The sequence below is a fragment of the Rhodococcus sp. ENV425 genome (assembly GCF_002887785.1).
Classification (GTDB): Bacteria; Actinomycetota; Actinomycetes; order Mycobacteriales; family Mycobacteriaceae; genus Rhodococcus; species Rhodococcus aetherivorans.
The window spans coordinates 1-401 of sequence record NZ_PCZU01000304.1; the positions used below are offsets into that span (position 1 = coordinate 1).

1 protein-coding gene is annotated in these 401 nt (G+C 76.8%); it reads right to left on the minus strand.

All coding sequences use genetic code 11. The features are described from left to right. Window positions 1–401: ferrochelatase (locus tag CQZ88_RS32170; protein ID WP_258008868.1), on the minus strand; the 401-nt coding region annotated here is incomplete at both ends.

The window sequence follows — 401 nt, forward strand, 5'->3', positions numbered from 1 at the left end:
GGGCGGCGCCGTCGAGGTGTTCGCGCACCAGCTCGCGCACCATCTGCACGAACCGCGGGTCGGGGCCGGCGGTGGCGGCGCGGGCGAACGCCATGCCGAGTTCCGCGGCCCGGTCGCGGGCTTCGGTGTCGAGGTCCCAGACGACTTCGAGGTGGTCGGAGACGAAGCCGACGGGCACGACGACGACCGCGTCGACGCCGCGCGCGTGCAGGGCCTCGAGGTGGTCGACGATGTCCGGCTCGAGCCACGGCACCTGCGGCGGCCCGGATCGGGACTGCCACACCAGGTCGTGGTCGGCGCTGCCGGCGGCGGTGGCGACCAGGCGGGCCGCCTCGGCGACCTGCCGGCTGTACAGGTGCCCGCCCAGCTCGGGTGGGCCGCCGGTGGCGTCGGCGGCGGTG